Source organism: Actinoallomurus acanthiterrae, assembly GCF_054775715.1.
In genome coordinates this window covers 1,798,488-1,813,770 of record NZ_BAAHCO010000001.1, presented here as the reverse complement: position 1 = coordinate 1,813,770, position 15,283 = coordinate 1,798,488, and the positions used below count along the sequence as shown (strand labels likewise).

18 protein-coding genes are annotated in these 15,283 nt (G+C 69.6%); 8 read left to right on the top strand and 10 right to left on the bottom strand.

What is annotated here, in order from left to right:
* Positions 1–31: 31 nt before the first annotated feature.
* The 5 genes from ACYVF7_RS09005 to ACYVF7_RS08985 all read right to left on the bottom strand — a co-directional run bounded on the left by ACYVF7_RS09005 (position 32) and on the right by ACYVF7_RS08985 (position 2,672).
* The gene (locus ACYVF7_RS09005) at positions 32–538 is read right to left on the bottom strand and encodes a DUF6912 family protein (RefSeq protein WP_460337641.1); all 507 of its coding nucleotides are present in this window, start codon (positions 536–538) and stop codon (positions 32–34) included.
* 100 nt (positions 539–638) lie between these two features.
* A complete protein-coding gene (locus ACYVF7_RS09000) occupies positions 639–923 on the bottom strand; it encodes a hypothetical protein (protein WP_460337638.1) in 285 nt (94 codons plus the stop codon).
* Between the two features lie 74 nt (positions 924–997).
* Entirely contained in the window at positions 998–1,639 is a 642-nt protein-coding gene (locus ACYVF7_RS08995) for an HAD family hydrolase (RefSeq protein WP_460337635.1), read from the bottom strand.
* 62 nt (positions 1,640–1,701) lie between these two features.
* Positions 1,702–1,857: a DUF397 domain-containing protein gene (locus ACYVF7_RS08990; RefSeq protein ID WP_460337632.1), complete on the bottom strand. Its 156-nt coding sequence runs from the start codon at positions 1,855–1,857 to the stop codon at positions 1,702–1,704.
* On the bottom strand, positions 1,854–2,672 hold the full coding sequence (locus ACYVF7_RS08985) for a helix-turn-helix domain-containing protein (protein WP_460337629.1): 819 nt from the start codon (positions 2,670–2,672) through the stop codon (positions 1,854–1,856). The genes ACYVF7_RS08990 and ACYVF7_RS08985 overlap by 4 nt, the downstream gene beginning before the upstream one ends.
* Before the next feature lie 118 nt (positions 2,673–2,790).
* Between ACYVF7_RS08985 and ACYVF7_RS08980 the strand changes: the two genes are divergently transcribed.
* Entirely contained in the window at positions 2,791–3,096 is a 306-nt protein-coding gene (locus ACYVF7_RS08980) for a hypothetical protein (protein WP_460337626.1), read from the top strand.
* A gap of 2 nt (positions 3,097–3,098) precedes the next feature.
* Complete coding sequence (locus ACYVF7_RS08975) at positions 3,099–3,461, top strand: hypothetical protein (RefSeq protein WP_460337622.1); 363 nt, start codon at positions 3,099–3,101, stop codon at positions 3,459–3,461.
* Between the two features lie 394 nt (positions 3,462–3,855).
* Here the strand turns inward: ACYVF7_RS08975 and ACYVF7_RS08970 are convergent, their stop codons facing one another.
* The 4 genes from ACYVF7_RS08970 to ACYVF7_RS08955 form a co-directional block, all read right to left on the bottom strand.
* Positions 3,856–5,667, bottom strand: a complete 1,812-nt coding sequence (locus ACYVF7_RS08970) for an ABC transporter ATP-binding protein (protein WP_460337619.1) — start codon at positions 5,665–5,667, stop codon at positions 3,856–3,858.
* A 26-nt stretch (positions 5,668–5,693) separates the two neighbouring features.
* Positions 5,694–6,593 carry an ABC transporter permease gene (locus ACYVF7_RS08965; protein ID WP_460337616.1) on the bottom strand — a complete coding sequence of 300 codons (900 nt, stop codon included), beginning with the start codon at positions 6,591–6,593 and terminating at the stop codon, positions 5,694–5,696.
* A gap of 28 nt (positions 6,594–6,621) precedes the next feature.
* Positions 6,622–7,575 carry an ABC transporter permease gene (locus ACYVF7_RS08960; RefSeq protein ID WP_460337613.1) on the bottom strand — a complete coding sequence of 318 codons (954 nt, stop codon included), beginning with the start codon at positions 7,573–7,575 and terminating at the stop codon, positions 6,622–6,624.
* Positions 7,576–7,636: 61 nt separating this feature from the next.
* Positions 7,637–9,466, bottom strand: coding sequence for a peptide ABC transporter substrate-binding protein (locus tag ACYVF7_RS08955; protein ID WP_460337610.1), 1,830 nt, complete (start codon positions 9,464–9,466; stop codon positions 7,637–7,639).
* A gap of 254 nt (positions 9,467–9,720) precedes the next feature.
* Between ACYVF7_RS08955 and ACYVF7_RS08950 the strand changes: the two genes are divergently transcribed.
* The 6 genes from ACYVF7_RS08950 to ACYVF7_RS08925 all read left to right on the top strand — a co-directional run bounded on the left by ACYVF7_RS08950 (position 9,721) and on the right by ACYVF7_RS08925 (position 13,774).
* Positions 9,721–10,620 (top strand): ROK family protein, encoded by a 900-nt coding sequence (locus tag ACYVF7_RS08950; protein ID WP_460337607.1) that lies wholly within the window; start codon positions 9,721–9,723, stop codon positions 10,618–10,620.
* Entirely contained in the window at positions 10,617–10,829 is a 213-nt protein-coding gene (locus ACYVF7_RS08945) for a hypothetical protein (RefSeq protein ID WP_460337604.1), read from the top strand. The genes ACYVF7_RS08950 and ACYVF7_RS08945 overlap by 4 nt, the downstream gene beginning before the upstream one ends.
* Before the next feature lie 77 nt (positions 10,830–10,906).
* Positions 10,907–12,367, top strand: coding sequence for a M81 family metallopeptidase (locus ACYVF7_RS08940; protein WP_460337600.1), 1,461 nt, complete (start codon positions 10,907–10,909; stop codon positions 12,365–12,367).
* Between the two features lie 33 nt (positions 12,368–12,400).
* Positions 12,401–12,568, top strand: coding sequence for a copper homeostasis protein CutC (locus ACYVF7_RS08935; RefSeq protein WP_460337597.1), 168 nt, complete (start codon positions 12,401–12,403; stop codon positions 12,566–12,568).
* Positions 12,565–13,137: a copper homeostasis protein CutC gene (locus tag ACYVF7_RS08930; RefSeq protein WP_460337594.1), complete on the top strand. Its 573-nt coding sequence runs from the start codon at positions 12,565–12,567 to the stop codon at positions 13,135–13,137. The genes ACYVF7_RS08935 and ACYVF7_RS08930 overlap by 4 nt, the downstream gene beginning before the upstream one ends.
* A gap of 73 nt (positions 13,138–13,210) precedes the next feature.
* Positions 13,211–13,774 carry a hypothetical protein gene (locus ACYVF7_RS08925; protein WP_460337591.1) on the top strand — a complete coding sequence of 188 codons (564 nt, stop codon included), beginning with the start codon at positions 13,211–13,213 and terminating at the stop codon, positions 13,772–13,774.
* 44 nt (positions 13,775–13,818) lie between these two features.
* Here the strand turns inward: ACYVF7_RS08925 and ACYVF7_RS08920 are convergent, their stop codons facing one another.
* Positions 13,819–15,207, bottom strand: a complete 1,389-nt coding sequence (locus ACYVF7_RS08920) for a serine/threonine-protein kinase (protein ID WP_460337588.1) — start codon at positions 15,205–15,207, stop codon at positions 13,819–13,821.
* Positions 15,208–15,283: the final 76 nt, after the last annotated feature.

Sequence of the window (15,283 nt, the reverse complement as noted above, 5' to 3'; positions counted from 1 at the left end):
GGAACTCCCGGAGCCACGGCCGATCCGCGTGTCAGGGGAAGAGGTGCCGCAGTTCCTGGGTGGCGTACCACATGAGGTCGTGCCCGGCGGCACCGTCGACGGTGAACCGGGCGTCCTCGTCGCCCGCGTCGGCGGCCTCGATGGCGGCTCGCGCGGCGCGAACGTCCGGCTCGGCCTCCGCGTCGTCGATGTGCCCGGAGACGACCTTGTTGAACGGGATCGGCTCCGACACCCGTACGACCGCGCGGTCCTCGGCGTGGACCAGGTCGCCGACGGTGTTGGTGACGGCCTGGTCGGGCACCTCGGCGACGATGACGACGCGACGGGACGGCGCCTCCGGGTCGTCGGCCAGCAGCCGGAGGGACGCCTTGGCGGCGTCGGACATCGCGGCGTACTCGAGCTCCTCGAGGTCCGCGGAGGCATACCACTCCCGCAACGCCGGAGTCACGGCATAGGCGGTCAGCGGCACCGGCCCGAGCTCGCGATCACGGAGGATCCGGGCCAGGCCGTTGAGTGTGGACGGTAGATAGACGCGCATGACCGTTCAGAGTGTGCCAGTACGGGACCGCGAATGTGCGCTCCGTCGCCGACTAGTGCCTCACTCGACGTTGAACGGCGCCGTCACTCGTCGACCTCGGTCACGGGTGGTCTCTTTCCTCTTCCTCGCCGAAGCCATGCAGGTAGTCCTCGAAGGTGGGGCCTCGGTTCTTTCGGCGCGACCACAGCACTGCGGCCACCAGCGCGAAGGGGACCAGGGGGAGTTTGAGCGCCCGGAGGCCCAGCCGACGGACCACCGGGAGCAGTTCCTTGAGCGTCTGCCAGGGGTGTGCCACGGCCACGACGGTCACGAGGAAGGCCGCGCCCGTGCGGCTGATCCCCGCGAAGTCATCGGAGTCGCCGTGTCGTCCCTTGTCCTTGCTCACCGTGCGGAACCGAAGGTGAAGGGCAGGACTTTCCCGCTGCGGGCCATGGAACCCTCCCAAGTCGGCATGCGGCATCAGCTCAAGGAGATGCCGAGCAGGCGCTCCAGCCGGGCGACCGTGCTCACGGTGTCCATGTAGTGCACGCCGGTGATGCCGAGCTCCTCTGCGGCACGCACGTTGTGCTCGATGTCGTCGACGAACGCGCACTCTTCGGCCGGCAGCCCGATCAGCTCCAGCGCGTGCTGGAAGATCGCCGGGTCGGGCTTGCGCAGCCTGACCTCCGAAGAGATCACGACCGCGTCGAACAGCTCGGCGAACAGCTCCCGCGGGTAGGTGTTACCCCAGGAGTTCGACAGCAGACACGTACGGACGCCGGCGGCCTTGGCACGCCGCAGCGCGTCGTACATCGGCTCGACGGGTTCGAACGCGAGGAACATCCTGGTCAGCAGCCCGTCGGCGGGCACCGTCGTGCCGGTCCGGGTCCGCAGCCGCTCGGCCAGCCGCCGTTCGAACTCCGCCGGGCTGAGTGATCCATCCTCGAGCCCGTGGATCGGGTTGACGACGTCGCCGGCGTACGCCTGGCTCACCCACTCCCGCATCACCAGCTTGTATGCCTCGGGATCGATGTCGTCCGCCTCGATCCACGCCGTGATCGTTTCCTTCAGCGGCGTGGTGAGCACGCCGCCCCAGTCGGTGATGAGCCCGCGAACCGTCACGGAGCCGATCGTAAGCCACCGCACCCCCGACGACCGAACGCGGTTCTACGAAACAGGGTCGGCTACACGACGGCCGCGACCTCAACACACTGGCCGCCTGTAGTGCCACTGTGGCTGCTCTTGCGCCACAGCGCAGCAATTTCGACACACTGGCCACCTGTGTTCGTACTGAAGCTGCTCTTACGCCAAAAGATGGCCGACGCGTCGAGAGTCTTCATAGGTCCTCCCAAACCGTACGAAGCAACTTCAGGGAGTCATCTGCGGACATAGCCGCACCCCTGATCAAACTGAAGCTTAATACATGAACGTGAATTTTTTCGGGCTGGTCGTTCACCTGGCCTTCCGCGTGACCTTCGACATACACGAGATCTGGACCATCGTCGAAACTCAACAGAGTGAACGCTCCTGGTAGACCCGCATAGCTGCCAGTTAGGCTCGAAACGATTTGTACGGTGATGTTGGGCTCCTCGGCGAGCTTGATCAAGTGGTTGATCTGCTCTTTACGGGTCTCCTTGTCACCGATCGGGCGGTGGAGGACGCCTTCGTCGAGGACGAGGACGATTTCGGGTGGGTCATCTCGAGTGAGGATCGCCTGGCGTTCGATTCGTGTGGCGACCAGCCGCTCGACCGCCTCGGATTTCCGGCCGACCTTCAGCACCTCATGGGCGTACTGCGGGGTCTGGAAGAGGCCCGTGACGACCATGTTCTCGAAGATGCACATCATGGTCGCCTTGGCCTCCAGTTCGACGAAGCCGGAGAAGCCGGGCGGCAGTTCGGCGTGTTTGCCGGCGCGGCGGACCTCGAGCCACATGCGGTGGAAGGTCTCTGGGGTCTTGAAGTAGGTGTCGAGGTCCTCGGAGGTCGCCTCCGACGGTGCGCGGAGGCCGGTCTCGAGCTTTTCGATCCACTGGGGTGTGCAACCCAGCGCCTGGGCCAGCGCCGAACGTGACAGCTTCGCCGCTTCGCGGTGGCCCCGCAGCACCGCGCCGAACGCTCGGATGAGGGGGTCTCGGGTCAGCGCGCCGTTCGCCATGGTGAGTCCTTCCGGGGGGCCACGTGTGACATCGGGTGATGCCTGTCTGTAGCTCAAAGTAACTCAGCGTGTCAGCTTGGTCATTGGAAATCGGCGGGCGATTAAAAGGGAATAAGTCGTGGAACCGTACACAACGGAAGACATTTACGCGTACGCGAAGTGGCTGACCCAGGAATGCCAGGCGGCGGGGCTACGCGCCGAGCAGTACGGGGCGGAGATCTTCATCCACGGGGCGAGCAATCACCTCAGCGAGAGGATCATCTGTAAACCCGATGAGCAGAATCATCCCCGCTGGCACTGGTCCTGGGGCGTCCCGATCGGGCGGCGGGGCGACTCCTCCCGGCTTCTCGCCGTCGACGACATCGAGGAGCTGATCCGCTCGATCAGCAAGGTCGTCTGCGTGCCGCTGCGGCGGGGAATGTGACGATGACGCCCGAAGAACGGCTCATGCGGTCGCTTCCGGCGCTCCGCGCGCTCGTCGACTTACTGGCGGCCCACCCGCCGTCCGAGGCGCGGGAGTTGCTGCGTCTGGACTTCCTCGTCCGCAAATACCCGGCCGCCGCGCGGATGAGCCTGCAACGGCGGCAGCGGGCCGACGCCGACCTGTCGGTGCCGCCGCAGGAATGGTCAGCGGTGCTGGACGCCGGTGGGCTGCCGCTGTGGCGGTGGGCCGGCGGCCGGGTCCGCGTGGCGACCGCCGACACCGACCAGCTCCGATTCCTCGCCGTGGCCCTGAGACGGTTCGACGAGATGACCGCCGAGGAACTCGACGCCTACCTGCGCGGCTGACCGGAACAGGCCCAGGGAGGCCGTACGGCAACCGGGTCGTTTCCGGCGATCAGCACAACTCGGCCGCCGCACCGTAGGGACAGAACGCAGGATCTGCGCACGTCGGACACCCCCGCAGGCACCTTGCTTTCAGAGCCTTCTACCCAGACGAGAATTCGCGTCGCCTGAGTAGAAGGCACAGAACGCCATGGGTCCACCCGGCGGGAGGGATTGCCGGTAACGCGGCTGTTTACGCCGATTGTGCCCACTGGGGAGCCACCGCGGTGGCTGCTTCGTGCGGGCCGCCGTCGCGCCCTACCCGGCATCAGGTCCGGCAGCGACTGCGGTGTACGGAATGCTCGGCAACCGGGTGACGAGCGAGCCCGGAGTGATCGGGCCGCCCGAGCGGCCTCGGTCAGTCGCGGGCCGCCCTCAGCTCTGCCGCGCGGACCCGGCGTTCTCGCTGCTCCACGGGGTCGGGTACGGGTGCGGAGGTGACCAGGCGGCGCGTGTAGTCCTCGCGTGGGTCGAACAGCACCTGGTCGCGTGGGCCCTCCTCGACCAGCCGGCCCTGGTTCAGCACCGCGACCCGGTCGGAGACCAGCCCGACGACGGCGAGGTCGTGCGTGATGAACAGGCAGGCGAAGCCGAGGCGGGCCTGCAGCTCCAGGAACACCTCGAGCACGGCCGCCTGGACCGAGACGTCCAGCGCGCTGGTCGGCTCGTCGGCGATCACGAGGTCCGGGTCGAGGGCGAGCGCCCGCGCGATGCCGACCCGCTGCCGCTGCCCGCCGGACAGCTCGTGCGGGTAGCGGAGCCGTACGGCAGGGTCGAGCCGGACGCTCTCCAGCAGGGCGACGACCCGCTCGTCCCGGTCGCCGACCTTGTTGATCAGCAGCGGTTCGGCGACGCAGTCGCCGACGGTCATCCGGGGGTCCAGGGAGGACGCCGGGTCCTGGAAGACGATGCCGCACCGACGCCGGAGCCTCCGCAGCGCCCGCCCCCGCGCGCCGGTCAGCGAGTCGCCGAGCAGCCGTACGGTGCCCGTGTCCGGGCTGATGAGCCCGATCGCCGCGCGGCCCACGGTCGACTTGCCGGATCCCGACTCGCCGACCAGCCCGAGGACCTCGCCGCGGGCGATGGTGAGTGAGACGTCGTCGACCGCGCGGACCTTGGTGCCGCCCTTGCCGCGGAACTGCACGACGAGGTTCTCGATGGCCAGCGCCGGCCCGCCGTCGTCCCGTATCGCCTGTGGCGCGTTCGCGCCGTCCCTGGGGAGGTCCGCCGGCGCGGCCTCGTCGTCCCGTACCGCCTGCGGCACGCCCGCACCGTCCTCGGAGGCGTCCGTCTCGGTGCCGGGCGCGGTCCGCGGTGCGCCGTCCCCGGGGACGCCCGCCTCAGTGCCGGGCGCGGTCCGCGGTGCGTCGTCTCGGGGGGCCAGGCGCGGGACCGCGCTCAGCAGCCGCTTGGTGTAGTCGGCGCGGGGCCGGGCGAACAGCTCCTCGACCGGCGCCTCCTCGACGACCTTTCCCTGGTACATGACGACGACCCGGTCGGCGATGTCGGCGACGACGCCCATGTTGTGGGTGATGACGAGCATCGCCGTGCCGAACCGGTCCCGCAGGCCGCGCAGCAGGTCGAGGATCTCCGCCTGCACGGTGACGTCCAGGGCGGTGGTGGCCTCGTCGGCGATGAGTACCTTCGGCTCGCAGGCGATCGCCATGGCGATCATTACGCGCTGGCGGAGGCCACCGGACAGCTCGTGCGGGTACTGCCCGAGCCTGCGCCGCGCGTCCCGGATGCCGACCGTCTCCAGGAGCTCGGCGGCGCGGTCGAGGGCCTGCTTCCGGGACAGGCCGTCGATGTGCAGCCGCAGCGCCTCGGCCACCTGCCAGCCGACGGTGAACGCGGGGTTCAGCGCGGTCATCGGCTCCTGGAACACCATGGCGATCTCGGACCCGCGTACGGCCCGCAGCGCCGCGCCGTCCAGTGTCGTGACGTCGACGTCGCCGACCCGGATCGTGCCGCTCACGGTGGCGGTGGGCGGCAGCAGGCCCAGGGTCGACATGGACGTGACGCTCTTGCCCGACCCGGACTCGCCGACGACCGCGACGATCTCACCCGGCCGGACGCGGATGCTGACGCCGTCGACCGCGCGTACCGTCTCGGGGCCGCCGGTGAAGGAGACGTTCAGGTCCTCGATGGCCAGGGCCGGGGAGTCGCTCACCGTCTCGCCTTTCGTTTGGTTCCGCATCAGCGCCCCTGCAGCCGTACCTCGAAGGCGTCGCGCAGGCCGTCGCCGATGCAGTTGAACGCGCACACGACCAGCACGATCGCCAGGCCCGCCGGGAAGATCAGCCACCAGTAGCCCTCTGAGGTATAGGAGATGCCCTTGCTGAGCATGCCGCCCCAGTCGGTCTTCGGCGGGGCCACGCCGAGACCGAGGAAGCTGACGTAGGCGATCAGCAGGATCGCGTCGGCCACCTGGAAGGTGGCGTTGACCACGACCGTGCCGATGGCGTTGGGGATGACGTGCCGGAAGACCGCCCGGCCGTGGCCGCCGCCCATCGCCTTCATGGCCTGCACGTAGTCGCGGCTGCGCAGCGACAGGGCCTCCGCGCGTACGAGCCGGGCCGGAACGAGCCACGACACGCAGCCGATGATCAGGATCTGCACCGGCACCGTGGGGCGGAGGATCGTCGCGGTCACGAGGAGCAGGAACAGGGCGGGGATCGCGATGCCCGCGTCGACGACCCGCATCATGATCGCGTCGACCCAGCCTCCGGCGTACCCGGAGATCGCGCCCCAGACCGTCCCGATCAGCGTCGCGAGCAGGCCGGCGGCGATGCCGATCTCCAGGGAGGTCTGGCCGCCGACCATCAGGCGGCCCAGCACGTCCCGGCCGACGTCGTCGGTGCCGAGGAGGTGCCCGCGCGTGCCCGGCGAGAGGTTGGCGTCGGACAACTGCGTGTGCGTCTGGTCGGTGTGGTGGATCAGCGGGCCGAGGAAGCAGAAGACCAGCAGCGCGCCGAGGATGACCAGGCCGGTGACGGCCAGCCGGTTGGCGAAGAACAGCTTCACCATCCGGCGGTACGGCCCGGCCGCCGTGGTCGCGGGCGCCTGCTCGGTGATGAGCGGAGCGGAGACCGTCACTGCAACTCCTCGGTGTCGGACGTGCGCGTCAACGGATCGCTCCCCGGACGCGGGGGTCGACGAGCGCCTGGACGATGTCGGCGAGTAGCGAGCCGATGACGGTGGCCAGCGCGATCACCAGGACCGTGCCGAGCAGGATCGGGTAGTCGGAGGTCTGCGCGGCGTTCCAGAACAGCAGCCCCATCCCCGGGTAGTTGAACACCGACTCGATGACGAGCGCGCCGGAGAACAGCACCGGCAGGTAGTAGCCGAGCATCGCGATGATCGGGGTCAGCGAGTTGCGCATGATGTGCAGCCACACCACCCGCCGCTCCGAGGCGCCCTTGGCTCGGGCGGTCCGTACGTAGTCCTCGGCGAGGTTGTCGAGCACGGCCGACCGCATGTACCGGCTGAACGCCGCGACCGTGGCGATCGCCCCGGCGAGGACGGGCAGGATCAGCCCGCGCGAGTCGGCGAACAGCCCTGCCAGCGACTGGGTCTGCGGCGCCTGTGGGGGCAGGATCGGGATCTTCTCGGTGAAGACGATCACGAGGATGAGCGCGAGGAAGAAGACCGGGGTCGCGTACCCGACGAACACCACGGTCGTGACCGCGTAGTCGGTCAGGCCCCGGCGCCGCCGGCCCTGCCAGACGCCCAGCGGCACGGCGATGAGCAGCGCCAGCAGCGTCGACATCCCGGTCAGGACGAGGGTCTTGGGCAGCCGCTGGGCGATGAGGGAGCCCACCGACTGGTTCAGCGTGTACGAGTCGCCGAGGTCGCCGTGCAGCAGTCGGCTGAGGAACGCCCAGTACTGCTGGACGAGCGACTTGTCGAAGCCGTGCTCGTGGTTGAACGCGGCGATCGCCTGCGGGCTGGCCTGTGGACCGAGAATGCCCCGGGCGGGTCCGCCGGGGACCGAGTGCAGCAGCAGGAAGACGATCACGGTCACCAGCAGGATGACGACGATCGACTGCCCGAGGCGCTTTGCCAGGAAGCGGGTCAACGGGGGTTCCTCCGGCCAGGGTGGGGCCCGGGACGGCGGTCGGCCGTCCCGGGCACGTCGGTCACTTCGCGAGGTACCAGCGCTGCGGCTGCATGGTCGCCAGAGGGTCCTGGACGACGCCGCGCAGGTTGTTGCGGATCGCCGACACCTGGTAGGCGGGGTTCGGCATCCAGATCACCGGCAGGTTCTTGGCGAGGTAGGAGCTGTACTCCTGCATCGCCGCGGGCGACGACGAGCTCGTCGACTCCGTGACCAGCTTGTCGGCCGTCGGGTCGCTGTAGCTGCCGAGGTTGGTGCTGCCGTCGGTCGAGAAGATCTGCTCACCGCTCGGATACGCCGGGAAGTACCAGCTGCCCTGCGTGCCGAAGAAGGACAGCTGCCAGGAGCACGTCGACTGGCTCGCCTTGCACTCCGGGGTGTGGTCGAGGACGGAGTTGAGCGGCTCCGACTTGATCGACAGCGCGACGCCGATCTTCGACAGGGCGGACTGCAGCTCCTGCATCGTGTTGTCGGTCTCGGTGCTGCCGCTCTCGGTCAGCAGCGAGAACTTCAGCTGCGTGCCCGCCTTGATCCCGGCCCCGCACTGGTCGGCCCCGGTGCCCGGCTTCGTGCAGGAGGCCACGTTGTTCGCGACCGTCCAGCCGTGCGACGCGATCAGCGCCTTGGCCTTGTTCACGTCGTACGGGTACGGGTTGTTCTTCTGGTCGGCCGACAGGTACTTCGACACGGGCTGCTGGGGCACCGGCCCGTACCCGGGGGCGGCCTGGTCGTGCCAGATGACGCGCGAGATGGTCGCCTGGTCGATCGACATCTGCACGGCCTGCCGGATGTAGAGCTGCTTGAACACCGCGCCCATGTCCGGGTTGTTGAAGTTGTACGGGATGTAGGTGATCGCCCAGCCGTTCCAGGGCTTCACCTGGTACCCGCTGTTCTCAATGGTCTTCTGCTGCGAGACCGCGAGCGCCGGCAGGTAGCCGTAGTCGACGCCGCCGGAGCGCAGCACGTTGAGCTCCGCCTGGGCGGAGGTGAACGGCTTGAACGTGACGGTGTCCAGGTGGGCTGCGTCGTCGCCGGTGTACTTCGGGTTCTTGGCGAGCGTCACCTGGCCGGTGGTGGTGAACTCCTTCACCGTGAACGGCCCGTTGGCGACCTTCCACAGCGGGTTGGTGGCGTACTCCGACAGCTTGCCGGCCTCGCCGATCAGGTACTTGAAGACCTTCTTGGCGCCGTCCGCCGTACGGTCGAAGTCGCCGGCCTTGCCGCCGGCGCTCTCGACGTCCCAGGCGTGCGGCAGCGGCGTGACGTAGGTGAGCTGGTTGGCGGTGAACCAGTCCGGGTTGTACGCCCGGGTCAGGTCGAGCTTGAACGTCGTGTCGTTGACGGTCGTGAACTTCGCGACGTTGTCCGGCAGGTCGCCCTTGGCGTAGTTGCCCCACTGGTCCTTGTTGGCCTTGGCCAGGTTGAACCAGAACTCCACGTCGCGGCTGGTCATCTTCTGACCGTCCGCCCAGGTCAGGTCCTTCAGCGTGATGGTGACGGTCTTTCCGCCGTTGGAGTAGACCGGCGGTTTCGCCGCACCGGCCTTCTCGTCCAGGGCCACGGTGCCGCTCGACCCGTTGTAGGCGTACAGCGGCAGGAAGACGTTCTGCCGGATCGCGCTGTTGTACCCGGCGAGGTGGCCGGGGGTGCCCAGCGGGAAGATCCAGTTCGGCGTGGCGTTGGGCGGCAGCGCGAACGTCACCGCCCCGCCCTTCTGCGGCGTGCCGCCGGTCGCCGACGACCCCTGCCCACTGCCGGAGGAACATCCGGCCGCCAGCAGTGCGGTGGCCACGCCGAGCACCGCCAGCGGGGTGCGCGCGGCCGCCGGGAACGAAGGCGATGGTCTCTTCATCGGTGCTCCTGACGGGAGGTTCCAGTGGGGATCAGTGGCGATGTGGCGGTGACGATACATCGACCCATCGAATCAAGACAAGAGTGATTCGAATCAAGTAACGCCATCGACTCCCACAGATCCTCCGGTTACCGTGGTGTTACGCGCATCTTTGATGGACTCACAGGTCCCGGCTTGCTATTGTTCCGGTCGATCCGATGCTTTAATGTTCGGAATCGAATTAAGTTTCTCAGTCTTTCGACGAAGGAGCCGCCGTGTCGGCCGCGCAGATTCTCGGGCTCGTCGCGTCGGGCCAGGCAACGTCGCGGGCCGAGCTGGCCCGGTTGCTCGGCTGGGCTCCGTCGACCGTCTCCGCCCACGTGCAGGAGCTGCTCGACTCCGGTCTGCTCCTGGAGTCCGGTGAAGGCCGCTCACGTGGCGGCCGGCGGCCCCGGCTGCTCAGCGTGCCCGCCGGTGAGGGCGTGATGCTGGCCGCCGACCTGGGCGGCCACCACGCACGCCTGGCGGCGCTGGACGGGACGGGGCGGCCCGAGACGGTCCACGATCTGGCGATCGACGTCACGTCCGGGCCGGAGCCCATCCTCGACCAGGTCATGGACGCCCTCGATGACCTCGGCGCGGGACGCCCGGTGCTCGGCGTCGGGATCGGCCTGCCCGGTCCGGTCGACCTCGACGGCGTCATGGTCGGGCCGTCCCGCATGCCCGGGTGGAACGGCTACTCCGTACGCGAGCGCCTCGGCAGGCGGTTCACGGCACCACTCGTGGTCGAGAACGACGCGAACCTCATGGCGATGGGCGAGACCGTCGCGCGCGGCCCGGGGCTGCGCGACTTCGTCTTCGTCAAGGCCGGCACCGGCGTCGGCGCGGCGGTCGTGAGCGACGGACGGCTGCACCGGGGCGCCCGCGGCTTCGCCGGCGACATCACCCACAACCGCGTTCCGGCGGGCGGCGAGCGGCCGTGCAGCTGCGGAAACTTCGGCTGCCTGGAGACCATCGCCAGCGGCGCGGCGCTGATCACCGCCGTGAACGCCGACGGCGTCGACGTCAAGAACACCGCCGACCTCGTGCGCCTGGCCGGTGACGGGCACCCGACCGTCACGACGAACGTCCGGTTCGCCGGCGGCAGCTCGGCGAGGTCCTCACCACGATCGTGAACTTCCTCAACCCCCAGGCGGTCATCCTCAGCGGCGCGCTGGCCGCCTGCGACCTGTTCGTCGCGGCGGCGCGCGGCGTCCTGTACGAGCGATGCCTGCCGCCCACCACCCAGGACCTGGAGATCGGCGAGAGCGTCGCCGGGCCCGACGCCGGCCTGCTCGGCATCGGCCGCCTCATCCTCGACCAGGGCGTGGCCCTGCCGTCTTAGCCGAGGAGCCCCCCGTGAGAATCCGCCGCCTCATCCTCGACCAAGGCATGGCCCTCCCCGCCTAGAAGGAGTCCCCCGTGACGGCACTGCGCATCGGCATCGCCGGCATCGCGATCGAGTCGAGCACGTTCTCCCCGCACCTGACCCGCCTGGCCGACTTCACGGTCACCCGGGACGACGCCCTCCTGGCCCGGTACCCGTGGATCCAGAAGACGCGGCCGTGGTGCGAGGCGGTCGAGTGGGTGCCGCTGCTGCACGCGGTCTCCCTGCCCGGTGGCGCCGTCGACCCGGACGTGTACGACGCCCTCGAAGCCGAGATCGTGGAACGCGCCAAAGCCGCCGGGCCGCTGGACGGCCTGTTCTTCGACATCCACGGGGCCATGAGCGTCACCGGGCGCACCGACGCGGAGGCCGGCCTGGCCGCGGCCGTACGGGCGGCCGTCGGCCCGGAGACGCTGATCTCCGCGTCCATGGACCTCCACGGGAACGTCTCCCGCGAACTGGCCGCCACGGTCGACCTGATCACCTGTTACCGGATGGCGCCGCACGAGGACGCCTGGGAGTCCCGGGAGCGCGCGGCGCGCAACCTCGTGACCCGCCTGCGCGAGGGCGGACGCCCACTCAAGGCCTGGGTGCAGGTGCCGGTGCTGCTGCCCGGCGAGAAGACCAGCACCCGCATCGAGCCCGCCAAGAGCCTGTACGCCCGCGTGCCCGAGGTCGAGGCCATGCCCGGCGTGCTCGACGCCGCGATCTGGGTCGGGTACGCCTGGGCCGATGAGCCCCGCTGCCGCGCCGCCGTGGTCGTCACCGGCGACGACGAGGCGACCGTCACCGAGCAGGCGCGCGGCCTGGCCGAGGCGTACTGGACCGCCCGCGCGGACTTCGCCTTCGTCGCCCCCACCGGAGGTTTGGCGGACTGTGTCCGGTCGGCGATCGACAGCGACGCCAGGCCGTTCCTGATCAGCGACTCCGGGGACAACCCCACCGCCGGCGGCGCCGGCGACGTCTCCGCCACGCTGGAGTACCTGCTCGGCGTCGAGGAGCTGCGTCTCGGCAAGGTCGGCGCGATCTACGCGAGCATCGTGGACCCCGAGGCGGTGGACGCCGCGTTCGCCGCCGGCGAGGGCGCCGAGGTGACGCTGCGGGTCGGCGGCAAGATCGATTCGGGCCCGGCCGGCCCGGTCGCCCTCGCGGGCACGGTGCAGGCGCTCCGCCGCGACGACCCGGTCGGCGGCGACATCGCGGTGCTCAGGACCGGCGGACTGCAGGTGATCGTGACGGCCCGCCGCAAGCCGTACCACGAGATCCGCGACTTCACCTTCCTCGGCCTGGACCCCGCCGCGACCGACCTGGTCATCGTCAAGATCGGTTATCTGGAGCCGGAGCTGTACGACCTCGCGGCCGACTGGCTGCTCGCCCTCACGCCGGGCGGCGTCGACCAGGACCTGCTCCGGCTCGGCCACCACCGCGTACGGCGGCCGCTGTTCCCATTCGACCCCGACATGCCCGACCCGGACCTGACCCCGGAACTGCTCTGACCCTTCTGACCACTCTGCGAAAGGAACCGAAACGTGCGCTACGAGATCTGCCTGGATTCGGCCGACGGCGTCGCGGCCGCGGCGGAGGCCGGTGCCGACCGGGTGGAGCTCTGCGCCGCCCTGTTCGAGGGCGGGATCACGCCGAGCATCGGGATGATCGAGCAGGCGGTCGCCACCGCGGCCGGCTCAAGGTCCACGTGATCATCCGCCCGCGTGGCGGAGACTTCGTGTACGGCCCCGCCGAGGCCGAGGTCATGCTGCGTGACATCGCGGCGGTCAAGGCCGCCGGCGCGGACGGCGTCGTCATCGGCGCCCTGACCCCCGACGCGGACATCGACACCGAGCTGTGCGCACGGCTCGTCGAGGCCGCCCGCCCGCTCAGCGTCACCTTCCACCGGGCGTACGACGTCACCCGCGACCCCGAGGCGGCGTTCGAGGACGTCGTCGCCCTGGGTGTGGACCGGCTGCTCACCTCCGGCGGGGCACCCAGCGCCCTGGAGGGCACGGACCTGCTCGCGCGCCTCGTCGAGAAGGCCGCCGGGCGGATCGTCATCCTGGCGGCCGGCGGGATCAACGAACGCACCGCCGCCCGCGTCGCCGAGCAGACCGGCGCCGAGGAGATGCACTTCACCGCCTCGGAGTCGCTGCCGTCACCGTCCCGCCACACCCGGCCGGACATCTTCATGGGCGGCGCGCTGTACCCGCCGGAGACCGTCCGCGCGGTCACGACCACGGCCCGGGTCCAGAGCATCATCGCCTCCGCCGGGTGATTTCTCCTCGAGCGAAGACGGAGGATGCCTCCCGAAGCCCCCGCACTCACCAAGATCCTGCAAAATTCGGGATATGAGGATCTCCGATAACGAGCTGCGACGCATCCGGTCCGGCCCCGCCGACGATGACGACGAAGGCCTGATGCTCGTACGGGTGTTCTTCACGGCGGCCGACGCGGCGGCCGTGATCACCCGCGCGCGTGAGGTGCTCGGACGCGTCGTCGAGCGGGTGGGCTCATGGCCGGCGGAGGAAGAGTGGCCGGAGATCCTCCCCTCCTGGTTCGTGCAACGGTCCGCGCCGGAGAGCAGGCCGTCCGCACCGGCATTGGTCTTCGATCCTGCCGACAGGGCCGCCGCCTGGCTGGAGCGCTGGCAGGCCACGACTCCGACAGAGGAGGCCACCGCTGCGGAGGAGACCACCGCCGACAAGGCGCCGTGGAGCCTTTCGACCTGGCTCTTCTATTTCGATCCGAACGAAGAAGACGGCGGAGGGGACCGGAGCTGGTGGTGGTGGCATGCCGGAACCGACGCACCGGGCACAGGCTGGATCGACGTCGCCACGACCGGGCTGCCTTTCGGCACCGGAACGCTGTACTGGCTGATCGAGGCGAGCGGTGGCACGGACCCCGGCTACTGACCACGCTCGCCACCGCCGGCCCGGGCCTGTGTGGCCGCCGCGTGTCAGCCGACGTCCAGTTGGAGGAGGAAGTCCTCCTTCGGCTTCTGCGAAATAGTGATCCGCACGTTGGAGATCTCGGGTCCGGTGGCGGTCCGGACAGCGACAACACAGCTCGCGCCGTCCGGCATGATCTCAGGCGGGGACACTGCGGCCACCGAATGGAGCGTCCGTAGCCAGTTGCGGACGTAGTTGATCTGTGTGGCCTGCAATCTCTCGCCCTGGCCGCAGAACATCCGGCACCCCGAGAACGTCCGGCGCACCCGGTCGCCCTCGATCTTGTGCTCGTCTTTCAGGGTGAATCCGGAGGGCGCTCCCAGGGCCGCGGCGGCGCGCTTGTTGGCATCGTAGGCGGGGTTCTTGAGGGCGTAGACGAGCGTCGCACCGGCCCCTATGAGAATGAGTACGGCCGCGGCGACCGCCCCGATCAAAACAGCCGACCTGCGCCCTGGCGGGAGCGGTACGGGACGCGGATGCGGAGGGATCGGGCCGGGGACCGGTGGTGCGTAAGCGTGCGGTGGCGGCGGCTCGGTTGCCGTCACCCCGGCGGGTGTGGGCGGGACGGGGTTCGGTGAGGCGGAGGTGACGTGGGTCAGCATCGCCCGAAGGCCGTCGGCGGCCGGACGCTGCGTCGGGTCTTTGTGGAGGAGGGCGCCGATGACGGGAGCGAGCGGGCCCGCGGCGGTCATCGGGACCGGATCGTCGGTGGCGACGGCGACCAAGACGGCCCCGGTGGTCGCGCCCTCGAACGGAGGATGCCCCTCGACAACCGTGTACAAAGTCGCCCCCAGCGCCCACAGGTCACAGGCGGCGGTGACGGTCTGGCCGCGGATCTGTTCGGGGGCCATGAACGCGGGCGTGCCCAGAAGCGCGCCCGACCGGGTGAGGGTGGCATCGCCATCGACCACGGCGATGCCGAAGTCTGTCAGCAGGACCCGGTCGCCTTCCAGGAGCACGTTGGCCGGTTTGAGGTCGCGATGAATGATTCCTGCCTGATGCGCGGCACCCAGCGCCTCCAGGATCTGCAGGCCGAGGGCGGCGGCGCGGGCCGGTGAGATCGGCCCATGCTCGGCGAGCAACGTGGCCAGGGAGCGTCCGGGTACCAGCTCCATGACGATCCACGGCTGCCCATCGTCGCCGAGGACCAGGTCGTGGACGCCGACGATGCCGGGGTGGCGCAGCCGGGCGGCCGCACGTGCCTCCCGGTCCAGGCGCGCCGTCCACGTGGCCCGCTGCTCGCTGTCCAGGTCGTCGGGCAACCGCAGTTCCTTGATGGCCACCTGTCGGCCGAGCCGCTCATCGTGCGCACGCCAGACCGTGCCCATGCCGCCCCGCCCCAGCGGCTCGATCAGCCGGTACCTTCCCAGCAGCACACGCCCAAGATCCTCAGCCACGGCACAGATCCCTGGAGGACGGCGGTTGCGGTGGGCTCTCGTCCATCGCACTCCTCACCAAGCAAACGCTATCGTC

Bases quoted from the DNA above. Each gene is read 5' to 3' on its own strand.
- ACYVF7_RS09005 (WP_460337641.1), bottom strand. From the start codon at position 538: ATGCGCGTCTATCTACCGTCCACACTCAACGGCCTGGCCCGGATCCTC.
- ACYVF7_RS08990 (WP_460337632.1), bottom strand. From the start codon at position 1,857: ATGAAGACTCTCGACGCGTCGGCCATCTTTTGGCGTAAGAGCAGCTTC.
- ACYVF7_RS08985 (WP_460337629.1), bottom strand. From the start codon at position 2,672: ATGGCGAACGGCGCGCTGACCCGAGACCCCCTCATCCGAGCGTTCGGC.
- ACYVF7_RS08975 (WP_460337622.1), top strand. From the start codon at position 3,099: ATGACGCCCGAAGAACGGCTCATGCGGTCGCTTCCGGCGCTCCGCGCG.
- ACYVF7_RS08955 (WP_460337610.1), bottom strand. From the start codon at position 9,466: ATGAAGAGACCATCGCCTTCGTTCCCGGCGGCCGCGCGCACCCCGCTG.
- ACYVF7_RS08925 (WP_460337591.1), top strand. From the start codon at position 13,211: ATGAGGATCTCCGATAACGAGCTGCGACGCATCCGGTCCGGCCCCGCC.